The sequence below is a fragment of the Nocardia wallacei genome, from assembly GCF_029869545.1.
Lineage (GTDB): Bacteria > Actinomycetota > Actinomycetes > Mycobacteriales > Mycobacteriaceae > Nocardia > Nocardia wallacei_A.
Genome location: NZ_JARWQD010000335.1, coordinates 1 through 10032, shown reverse-complemented (window position 1 = coordinate 10032; position 10032 = coordinate 1). Strand labels below are relative to the sequence as shown.

Below are 10032 nucleotides of genomic sequence, written 5' to 3'. Positions count from 1 at the left end.
GGGGCTGCTGCCCCCGGGTGTGGCGGGGCTATTCGGCGCGGGGGGGGCCGACCGCGCCGCCCCCCCGCGCGCGCGCGGGCCCGCCCGGCGTGCGGGCTGGCCGTTCGTGCTGTCGACCGGCGGGGACCGCACCCCGGCGGCGGGGGTCATCGGCCGGGAGGTGCCGCAGGTCGAGGTGGGCACCGCCGTCGTCCCGACCTACCCGCGCCATCCGCTGATGCTGGCGAGCCAGGCCCTGACGGCCCAGTCCGCCAACGGTTCCCGGCTGACGCTCGGCATCGGCGTGAGTCATCCGCACATCGTCGAGGGGCAGCTGGGCTACTCGTTCGAGCGGCCCGCGAGCCATCTGCGCGAGTACCTGAACGTCTTGACGCCGTTGCTGCGCGGGGAGGCGGTGTCGTTCCACGGCGAGCAGGTGACCGCCGTGGGGCAGATCGACGTCGCGGCCATCTCGCCGCCGTCCGTGCTGGTCGGTGCGCTGGGGCCCGCGATGCTGCGCGTCGCGGGGGAGCTGAGCGACGGCACGATCACCACCTGGATCGGACCCGCTGCCCTGGACCGCCACATCGTTCCGGTGCTCACGCGGGCGGCCGCGGGCAGGCCCCGGCCCGAGGTGGTGGTGTGCCTGTTCGTCGGCGTCACCGACGATGAGGAAGGTACCCGCCGCACCCTCGGCGAGCGGTACGGTGCGGCGGGACGGATCGCCAGCTACCGCCGCGCGCTGGACCACGAAGGCGCCAGCGGTCCGGAGCAGACCGCGATCCTCGGCGACGCGGCCGCGGTCGAACGCCGGATCCGGCGCGTATTCGACGCCGGAGCGACGGAGCTGGTGGCGATGCCCCTCGGTACTCCGGCCGAGCAGGCCCGCACGGCAGAACTGCTCGGCACCCTCGCCGGTTGAGGCGGCGACGGCGTGCGGCCCGGCTGCCTCCGGAAATCCGCGTGGGATGGGCTGGATGCATTGCGTACGATTCGACCAGCAACAATGTGGGTGGCACAACCGCCGACAGCCGTACCAGCCTGGGGAGAGACGAAGCATCGTGGCCGACGACAACGCACGAGCCGAGCAGACCGCGGCACTGAGCGAGGAATCGCTGTCCGCCGCCGCAGCAGCAGCGGAGAAGGCGTTTGCGGCGGCGGCCGACCTGGATGCGCTCGCGGCCGCCAAGACCGAACACATGGGCGGCAAGTCGCCGGTCGCCCTGGCGCAGCGGGCCGTGGGCGGCCTGCCCAAGCAGGAGAAGGCCGAGGCCGGTAAGCGCGTCAACGTGGCCCGCTCGCGGGTGTCGGAGGCCTACGAGGCGCGCCGCGCCGAACTGCTCGCCGAGCGCGACGCGGCAGTGCTGGTCGCCGAGGCCATCGACGTGACGCTGCCCGCGGTGCGCCGTCCGGTGGGCGCCCGGCATCCCATCACCGTGCTGTCCGAGCGCATCGCCGAGGTGTTCGTCGGCATGGGCTGGGAGGTCGCCGAGGGGCCCGACGTCGAGACCGAGCACTTCAACTTCGACGCGCTGAACTTCCTGCCCGACCATCCGGCGCGCACCATGCAGGACACCTTCCACGTCGCGCCGGAGGGGTCGCGGCAGGTGCTGCGCACGCACACCTCGCCCGTGCAGGTGCGGTCCATGCTGGAGCGGGAGCTGCCGATCTATGTGGTGTGTCCCGGCCGCACCTTCCGCACCGACGAACTCGACGCCACCCACACCCCGGTGTTCTCCCAGGTCGAGGGGCTGGCCGTGGACAAGGGCCTGACGATGGCGCATCTGCGCGGCACGCTGGACGCCTTCGCGCGGGCGCTGTTCGGCCCGGATACCCGAACCCGCATGCGCCCCAGCTTCTTTCCGTTCACCGAGCCCTCCGCTGAGGTCGACGTCTGGTTCCCGGACAAGAAGGGCGGCGCCGGCTGGGTCGAGTGGGGCGGCTGCGGCATGGTGAATCCGAGGGTGCTCATCGCCAGCGGTATCGACCCCGAGGTGTACAGCGGGTTCGCCTTCGGCATGGGCATGGAGCGGACGCTGCAGTTCCGCAACGGGATTCCCGATATGCGCGACATGGTCGAGGGCGACGTGCGGTTCACGCTGCCGTTCGGCGTCCAAGCCTGATTACCGGCCCACTCAACGAGGAGCGAAACGTCAAGTGCGAGTAGCGCAGTCCTGGCTGACGGAAATCCTGCAGCGCACCACCCCCGAGTGGTCGGTGACGCCGGAGGAACTCGACGCGGGGTTCGTCCGGGTCGGGCTCGAGGTCGAGGAGATCGACCGGCTCGAGCGGATCGGCGGCGAACCCGAGCATCCCCTGGTCGTGGGCCGGGTCGCCGAGATCACCGAGCTGACCGAGTTCAAGAAGCCGATCCGGTTCTGCAAGGTCGATATCGGCAAGCCCGAGCTGCAGGAGATCATCTGCGGCGCAACGAATTTCGCGGTCGGTGATCTGGTCGTGGTGGTGCTGCCCGGTGGCGTGCTGCCCGGCGGGTTCACGATCACCTCGCGCAAGACCTACGGGCACGTGTCCAACGGCATGATCTGCTCGGTCGCCGAACTCGGCATCGGCAAGGATCATTCGGGCATTCTGGTGCTCGAGCCGGGGACCGCCGAGCCGGGTGCCGACGCCAACGAACTGCTCGGACTCGACGACACCGTGGTCGAGCTTGCCATCACCCCGGACCGCGGCTACGCGTTCTCGGTGCGCGGGCTGGCCCGCGAGCTGGCCTGCGGCTTCGACCTCGAATACGCCGACCCCGCGGTGCGGTCGCTGCCGGATGCCGACGAGCAGGCGTGGCCGGTGCGGCTCGAGCCCGAGTCGCTGTGCACGCGGTTCGCCGTGCGGCGGGTGACCGGCATCGATCCGCGGGCGGTGAGCCCGTGGTGGCTGCAGCGGCGGCTGCTGCTGTCGGGGGTGCGGCCGATCTCGCCCGCCGTCGACGTCACCAACTACGTGATGCTCGAGCTGGGCCAGCCGCTGCACGCCTTCGACGCCGCAAAGCTCAACGGCGGCTTGGTGGTTCGGCGCGCGCACAAGGGGGAGACGCTGCGCACCCTCGACGACGCCGAGCGCGTGCTCGACGGTGAGGATGTGGTGATCGCCGACGACTCGGGTGTCATCTCCCTCGCCGGGATCATGGGCGGCGCGACCACGGAGGTGAGCGGCGAGTCCACCGATATCCTGCTGGAGGCCGCGACCTGGAACCCGGTCGCGATCGCGCGCACCGCGCGGCGGCACAAGCTGGCGTCCGAGGCGTCGCGGCGGTTCGAGCGCATCGTCGATCCGGAGCTGAACGTCGCCGCGCTGGACCGGGCGGCGACGCTGCTGGTCGAGATCGCCGGTGGCACAGTCGAATCCGAGTTGACCGACGTGCGGGTGCCGGTGCCCGAGCCGGAGCCGATCCGGATGGATCTCGATCTGGCCGACCGCACGGCGGGCGTCATCTACCCGACCGGAACCTCGGCGCGGCGGCTGTCGCAGGTCGGCTGCGCGGTCGAGGTCGACGTCAGCGAGTCCGGGCACGGTCAGCTCGTCGTCACCCCGCCCAGCTGGCGGCCCGACCTGGTGCAGCCCGCCGATCTGGTGGAGGAGGTGCTGCGGCTGGAGGGGCTGGAGAAGATTCCGTCCGTGCTGCCGACGGCCCCCGCCGGGCGCGGGTTCACCGCCACCCAGCGGCGCCGCCGCGCGGTGAGCCGGGCGCTCGCGTTCGCGGGCGCGGTCGAGGTGCCCGCGCCGATGTTCTTGCAGGAGGGCGTATTCGACGCGTGGGGGCTCGACGCCGACGACCCGCGCCGCAGCACTTTGCGCGTGCTCAACCCGCTCGACGTGGAGCGGGCCGAGCTGGTGACCACGCTGCTGCCGGGTCTGCTGGAGGTCGCCGCCCGCAATATCTCCCGCGGCGAGCGCGATCTGGCGATCTACAGCATCGCGCAGGTGGTGCTGCCGACCGGCGAAACCCGTGCCGTGCAACCACTTCCGGTGGACCGGCGTCCCAGCGACGAGGAGATCGCGACCCTGGTGGAGTCGCTGCCGGACCAGCCGGTCCGGGTGGCGGCGGTGCTGACCGGGCGTCGCGATCCGCGCGGACCGTGGGGTCCGGGCCGGGCGGCCGAGGCCGCCGACGCGTTCGCGCTCGCCGATGCCGTGGCCGCCGCGGCCGGAGTGACCCTCGAGCGCCGGGCCGCGGCGTACCAGCCCTTCCATCCGGGCCGCTGCGCCGAGCTGGTCGTCGACGGCACGGTGGTCGGGCATGCGGGTGAACTGCATCCGGCGGTGCTCGAGCGCGCGGACCTGCCGCCGCGCACCTGCGCCCTCGAACTCGATCTGGATGCGCTGCCGCTGCGCGAAACCCGGCCCGCCCCGGTGGTTTCCGCGTTCCCGGCGGTGCTGCAGGACGTGTCGGTGAGTGTCGCGCAGACGGTTCCGGCGGCGTCGGTGGAGTCGGCCCTGCGCACCGGCGCGGGCGACCTGCTCGAGGACATCTCCCTGTTCGACGTGTACGAGGGCGCCCAAGCGGGCGAGGGCCGCAAATCCCTCACCTACGCCCTGCGCTTCCGCGCCACCGACCGCACCCTCACCGAGGACGAGGCCAGCGCGGCCCGCGACGCAGCGGTCGCCGCCGCCTCCACCGCCGTAGGCGCCGTCCTCCGCGCCTGACCCCCACTTCCCGCACCACTTGCGTGTTCCCGCACCCCTTGCAGGGCCTTGCAAGGGGTGCGGGAACGTGTAGAGGGTGCGTGAACTGCAGGCGTGTCAGGCGGCGACTGCGGTCGAGTTCAGGGTTGCGGCGATGGCGGTGGCCAGTTCTGTGCCCTTGGTTTCGAAGTGGTGGGTGAAGTAGGTGTGGTGGTCGGCGTGTTCGTGGAAGTGGTGGGGGGTGAGGACGGCCGAGAAGACCGGGACGTCGGTGTCCAGCTGGACGCGCATCAGCGCGTCCACCACGGTGCCCGCGACGAAATCGTGGCGGTAGATGCCGCCGTCGACCACCAGGGCGCAGCCGGCGAGGGCGGCGTATCGGCCGGTGGACGCCAATCGTTTGATGCGCAAAGGGATTTCGAAGGCGCCGGGGACCTCGACCACCTCGACATCGGTGAATCCCCGTGCGGCGAGCCCGGTTCGGCAGGACGCCACCGCCCGGTCGACGATATCGGCGTGCCAGCGCGCGGCGACGAGGGCGATGCGGTTCGAGACGGGTGACATGATCTCTCCTGTTCGCTATGTCACCCAGGGCATGACGACGCGAACAGGACCGTCCGCGGGCGGACGCTCCGATGCCGCGTTCTCTTTCATCCGGACTGTGACCGTCGGCTCCGGGATCGCACCGGGATCTGCTCGACCCACGGAGTCCGAGGACACCGTGGCGCTCGCGGGCTCGTGCACCCGGATCGGCCCGGATGCCATTACCGCCGGTGGGGAATTCCACCCCGCCCTGAGAACGTGTACGGAGCGGACTCTATCAGCTCGCGAGGATCGGGTCCGCCGGGTGCAGCACGGGGGCGCGGCCCTTCGGCTCCTCCCATTCCTCCTGCCTGCCCAGCGGGGTGAGGTCGAGCAGCCAGTAGGCGGGCATCATCACCTCGACGCCGCGGTGGTAGGTCGAGTAGGTGTGGAACACCTCGTCGCCGTCGCGGAGGAAGGTGCTGATGCCGGGCTGCTCGCCGACGAAGTCGATCATCCAGTCCATGCCCGCGGCGGCAAGTTCGTCGGCGTCGCGGTAGTTGTAGTACGCGGGCTGCACGGCGGGGTCGAGCGTGACGTGGAAATCGTAGTTGAAGTCGGTGCCGTGCGAGGAATACCAGGGGAACGTCCAGCTCTTGTCCGCGCGCACCGCCGCCAGCTTCGGGTACGGCGCGCGGGAGACGGCGGCGAATGCCGTGTCGCGCCTGCGGAGGTGGGTGCGGGCGCCCTCGCTCAGCCCGTCGGCCATGGCCGTGCAACTACCGCACGGGCCCTCCCAGGACGGGTCGAACATGAGGTGCTGGACGATGAGCTGCCGGTGGTCGCCGAACAGCTCACGCAGGCGGACCTCACCCTCGGGGCCGGTGAAACGGTAGTCCTTCTCGATCCGGACCATCGGCAGCCGCCGCCGGTCGGCGTTGAGGGTGTCGCGGGCGCGGGCGAGTTCCTTCTCGCGCCGCAGCAAATCCTTTCTGGCGGTGAGCCATTCGTCGTAGGAAGCGACCTGCGGAAGTGCCATGACGATCTCCTCGGGATTCTGCTTGCGTGATGCAAGTAGGGTAGGCTGGCGACTTGCATCACGCAAGCGGTCTGTGTCTACTATTGATCTGTGCTGGGTCGGATGTACGAACGGGAGAACTGCTCCGCGGCGCGCGCTCTCGAGCTGGTGGGCGAGCGCTGGAGCCTGCTGATCATCCGCACGGCCGTGTTCACCGACAGGACGCGCTTCTCCGAATTCGAGCGGCGCCTGGGCATCGCGCCGAACATCCTCGCCAAGCGTCTCGAGGGATTCGTCGCCGACGGGCTGATGGAGCTGCGGTCGCCCGCGGACGGCTCGGCGGGCCGCGAGTACGTGCTGACGCCCAAGGGTCGCGAACTCGGGCTGATCATCATCGCGCTGACCGAATGGGGCGACCGCTGGGCGGCGCCGAACGGCGCGCCGATCCTGTTCGAACACCGGGACTGCGGCGGGCTGGTGCACGTCACCACCCGGTGCGACCGGTGCGGGCACTCGCCGGACATGTCGGAGGTGACCGCGGTCGCGGGCCCGGGAGCGAACGAGCAGCAGAGCCGCCTGCCGCAGCATCGGGCCTAGGCCGCTTCGCCGAATCCGGCGTGCGCGCGCACACCTTCGGCTACCGTGATTGACGTTTCGTCTCAACGTGTTTCGAAGGGCGCGGTTTCGGGAGGGTCGGATGCTGAGCCGGCGGTCGCTGCTGCGGGGTGCCGCGGTGGCGGGTGCGGCGGCCGCGGTGCCGGGTCTGGCGGGGTGCTCGGACGATTCCGATGCGCTGACGTTCTTCTTCCAGGCCTCGCCCAGCGAGGCGAAGGTGCGGTTGCGGCTCATCGAGGAGTTCGCGAAGGTGCGGCCGGACATCGAGATTCAGGTGCAGATGGCGGGCCCGGATCCGCAGCAGCAGATCGTCACCTACTGCGCGGGCGGGAAATGCCCGGACGTGCTCATGCAGTGGGAGTCGTACTCCCGCTTCGCCGAACTCGGTGTGCTGCAGGATTTGAACGTCTTCCTGGACCAGGATCCGCAGTACGCCGCGCGCCTGCGCGCCGACGCCGTGCCCAGCCTGCTGGAGACGTTCCGATTCCGCGACGGCCAGTACGTGCTCCCCGAGCAGTGGGCGGGAATCTTCCTGTACTACAACCGCAAACTGTTCGACGAGGCCGGGCTGAAACCGCCGCCGAGCCGCTGGGAGGACGCCTGGTCGTTCGCCGAATTCCTGGACGCCGCCGAGACTTTGACCAAGCGGGACGCCAGCGGGCGTGCCACGCAATGGGGGTTCGTCGACGCCTGGCCGGTGCCGCGATGGTCGGCGGCGTTCTTCGGCATGAACAACAGCGGTGTGGAGGCCTTCGACCCGCCCGTGGACCCGGTGCGGGCCAATATCGATGACGACCGGTTCATCGAGGGATTCCAGTTCTACGCCGATCTGTCGGTGCGGCATCGCGTCGCGCCGCTCTCGGCGGATCTGCAATCGCAGTCGGCGTCGGTGGCTGCCCTGGACCTGTTCACGCAGGGCAGGGCCGGGATGGTGCTGACCGGGCACTGGCAGTTCAACGGTCTGCTCGACGCCTCCGACCTGGACTTCGATATCACCGTGCTGCCGGTCGGACCGCACGGCGGCGGCGCGAGATCCGATATCGGCACCACCGGCCTGGCGATCGCGGCGGACAGCCGCAAGAAGGAATCGGCCTGGGAGTTCGTGAAATTCGCCACCGGGCCCGAGGGGCAGCGGGCGGTCGCCGAATCCGGCCTGTTCGTCCCGGCGCTGCGGTCCGCTCTGCAATCGCCCGAATTCACCAAGGCGCACAGCAGGATTCGCAACCTGGAGGTGCTCACCGGCGGCCCCGATCATTCGTATCACTTCCCGGTGACCCCGCTGTGGCCGCGGCTCGACGACGCCTTCCGCCGCGCCTCCGACCGGGTGCTGCGCGGTGGGGCTCCGGCATCCTGGTTCAAGGACGAACCCGTCGACGAGCTCAACAGGGTGCTGCGGGGCCGCGTATGACCGCCGTCGAGCAGCACCGGGAACGATCGGCGCTGACCCGCCGCAAGGCCGCCGCGGGGCGCGCGTTCATCACGCCGAATCTGCTTGCGGTGCTGGTGTTCCTGCTGTTTCCGCTGGCGTTCTCGCTGTATCTCAGCTTCCACCATTGGAATATGTTCAGCCCGCCCGAATTCGTCGGGATGTCCAACTATCGGCGGCTGTTCGCCGGGGATCCGCTGTTCTACACGGCATTACGCAACACCCTGTTCTTCACCACGGTGACGGTGGGTGCCACCCTGGTGGTCAGCCTGGCCGTGGCGGCGGCGTTGAATGCGAAGGTCAAGGGAATAGGGATCTTTCGCAGCATCATGTTCATGCCGCTGGTGGCCTCCACCGCGGCCATGACCATCATCTGGGGCTTCATGTTCAACACCGACGGCGGGCTGTTCAACACCGTCCTGCGGTGGTTCGGGCTCGGGCCCGTGCACTGGCTCATCGAGCCGGGCTGGGCGATGGTGTCGCTGTGCCTGGTGAGCGTCTGGAAGAGCGTGCCGTTCGCCGCCGCGGTGCTGCTGGCCGCCATGCAGGGCGTGCCGGAGGAATTGCACGACGCGGCCCGCATCGACGGGGCGGGCGGGTGGCAGCGGTTCCGCTCGGTCACGGTGCCGATGATCCGGCCCGCCCTCGGTTTCGTCTTCGTCATCTCGGTGATCAACGCGTTCCAGGCATTCGATCAGGCGTACGTGCTCACCGGTGGTGGCGGCGGGCCGGAATCGGGGACCTACGTCTTCGGCATCATGATGTTCCAGAACGCCTTCGCCTTCAACGATCTCGGATACGCCTGCGCGCTGGCGTGGGTGGTCTTCGCGATCCTGCTGGTGCTCACCTATCTGCAGTTGCGGCTGAGCCGTGACCAGAGCGAGGAGGTGTGAGCGTGGCCGAGGCCGACTCCCGGGCGAGGCGGATCATCGCCAAGCGCACGGGGCGCGGGCTGCTGGTGTACGCGGTGCTGGTGGCGATGGGGTGGTGTGCCCTGCTGCCGGTGCTGTGGGCGCTGTCCGGATCGCTGAAAAGCCAAGGCGAGGTGTCGAGTACGGCGCTGGTGCCGTCGGATCCGCAGTGGTCGAACTACCGCCTGGTCTTCGAGTACGTGCCGTTCGGGCGGATGTTTCTCAACACCGTGTTCTACGCCGGATGCGTGACCGCGGGGCAGGTGTTCTTCTGCTCGCTGGCCGGATATGCCTTCGCGCGCTTGCCGTTCAGAGGGCGCGATGTCGTCTTCCTCGCGTATCTGGGCACGCTCATGGTGCCTCTGGTCGTCACCGTGGTCCCGCAGTTCATCCTGATGCGCACGTTCGGCTGGGTGGACAGCCCGCTGGCGATGATCGTGCCGGGGTTGTTCGGCAGCGCGTTCGGGACCTACCTGATGCGGCAGTTCTTCCTCACGCTCCCAGCGGAATTGGAGGAGGCGGCGATCCTCGACGGCTGCAGCATCTGGCAGACGTATTGGCGCGTGCTGCTGCCGCACGCCAAACCCGCGGTCATGGTCCTGGCCGTGCTGACCTGGGTGACCGTGTGGAACGACTTCCTGTGGCCGCTGATCATGTTGCAGCGCAACAGCATTGCCACGCTCAACCTGGGCCTGGTGTGGATGCAGGGCCAGTACACCGCGCACTGGCCGGTGTTCATGGCCGCCTCACTGCTCATGCTCGCGCCCATGCTGATCGTCTACGCCGTCGCCAACAAGGCCTTCGTGCGAGGGATCGCCACATCGGGACTCGCGGGGCGGTGACGTCGGGGGGGGGGGCGCGGGCGCGCGCCGCGCCGGCCGGGGCCCGCGCCCCGCCGCAGGCGGAGAGAGGTGGGCGGCCCC

The 10032-nt window shown here is 69.9% G+C and carries 9 protein-coding genes and 1 riboswitch; of the genes, 7 read left to right on the top strand and 2 right to left on the bottom strand.

Going from position 1 to position 10032, the window contains the following annotated elements:
• The 3 genes from QH290_RS30475 to pheT all read left to right on the top strand — a co-directional run.
• On the top strand, positions 1–901 hold a 901-nt coding region (locus QH290_RS30475), incomplete at its 5' end, for a TIGR03564 family F420-dependent LLM class oxidoreductase (protein ID WP_280386642.1).
• Between the two features lie 139 nt (positions 902–1040).
• Complete coding sequence (gene pheS / locus QH290_RS30470) at positions 1041–2102, top strand: phenylalanine--tRNA ligase subunit alpha (protein ID WP_280386640.1); 1062 nt, start codon at positions 1041–1043, stop codon at positions 2100–2102.
• Positions 2103–2136: 34 nt separating this feature from the next.
• Positions 2137–4638, top strand: coding sequence for a phenylalanine--tRNA ligase subunit beta (pheT, locus tag QH290_RS30465; RefSeq protein ID WP_280386638.1), 2502 nt, complete (start codon positions 2137–2139; stop codon positions 4636–4638).
• A 96-nt stretch (positions 4639–4734) separates the two neighbouring features.
• Here pheT and QH290_RS30460 read toward each other — a convergent pair whose 3' ends face one another.
• Together QH290_RS30460 and QH290_RS30455 are read right to left on the bottom strand one after the other, a co-directional pair.
• Positions 4735–5181: a 6,7-dimethyl-8-ribityllumazine synthase gene (locus QH290_RS30460; protein ID WP_280386636.1), complete on the bottom strand. Its 447-nt coding sequence runs from the start codon at positions 5179–5181 to the stop codon at positions 4735–4737.
• A 74-nt stretch (positions 5182–5255) separates the two neighbouring features.
• Positions 5256–5422: riboswitch (FMN riboswitch) on the bottom strand.
• A 15-nt stretch (positions 5423–5437) separates the two neighbouring features.
• The gene (locus QH290_RS30455; protein ID WP_280386633.1) at positions 5438–6178 is read right to left on the bottom strand and encodes a DUF899 domain-containing protein; all 741 of its coding nucleotides are present in this window, start codon (positions 6176–6178) and stop codon (positions 5438–5440) included.
• A 90-nt stretch (positions 6179–6268) separates the two neighbouring features.
• On the opposite strand from QH290_RS30455, the gene QH290_RS30450 reads away from it, so the two are divergent.
• From QH290_RS30450 to QH290_RS30435, 4 genes are all read left to right on the top strand, one after another.
• Positions 6269–6754, top strand: a complete 486-nt coding sequence (locus tag QH290_RS30450) for a winged helix-turn-helix transcriptional regulator (RefSeq protein ID WP_280263469.1) — start codon at positions 6269–6271, stop codon at positions 6752–6754.
• A gap of 100 nt (positions 6755–6854) precedes the next feature.
• Positions 6855–8180: an ABC transporter substrate-binding protein gene (locus QH290_RS30445; protein ID WP_280386631.1), complete on the top strand. Its 1326-nt coding sequence runs from the start codon at positions 6855–6857 to the stop codon at positions 8178–8180.
• On the top strand, positions 8177–9091 hold the full coding sequence (locus tag QH290_RS30440) for a carbohydrate ABC transporter permease (protein WP_280263473.1): 915 nt from the start codon (positions 8177–8179) through the stop codon (positions 9089–9091). The genes QH290_RS30445 and QH290_RS30440 overlap by 4 nt, the downstream gene beginning before the upstream one ends.
• Before the next feature lie 32 nt (positions 9092–9123).
• Positions 9124–9951 carry a carbohydrate ABC transporter permease gene (locus QH290_RS30435; RefSeq protein ID WP_280263486.1) on the top strand — a complete coding sequence of 276 codons (828 nt, stop codon included), beginning with the start codon at positions 9124–9126 and terminating at the stop codon, positions 9949–9951.
• Positions 9952–10032: the final 81 nt, after the last annotated feature.

Bases quoted from the DNA above. Each gene is read 5' to 3' on its own strand.
- QH290_RS30460 (WP_280386636.1), bottom strand. From the start codon at position 5,181: ATGTCACCCGTCTCGAACCGCATCGCCCTCGTCGCCGCGCGCTGGCAC.
- QH290_RS30455 (WP_280386633.1), bottom strand. From the start codon at position 6,178: ATGGCACTTCCGCAGGTCGCTTCCTACGACGAATGGCTCACCGCCAGA.
- QH290_RS30445 (WP_280386631.1), top strand. From the start codon at position 6,855: ATGCTGAGCCGGCGGTCGCTGCTGCGGGGTGCCGCGGTGGCGGGTGCG.
- QH290_RS30440 (WP_280263473.1), top strand. From the start codon at position 8,177: ATGACCGCCGTCGAGCAGCACCGGGAACGATCGGCGCTGACCCGCCGC.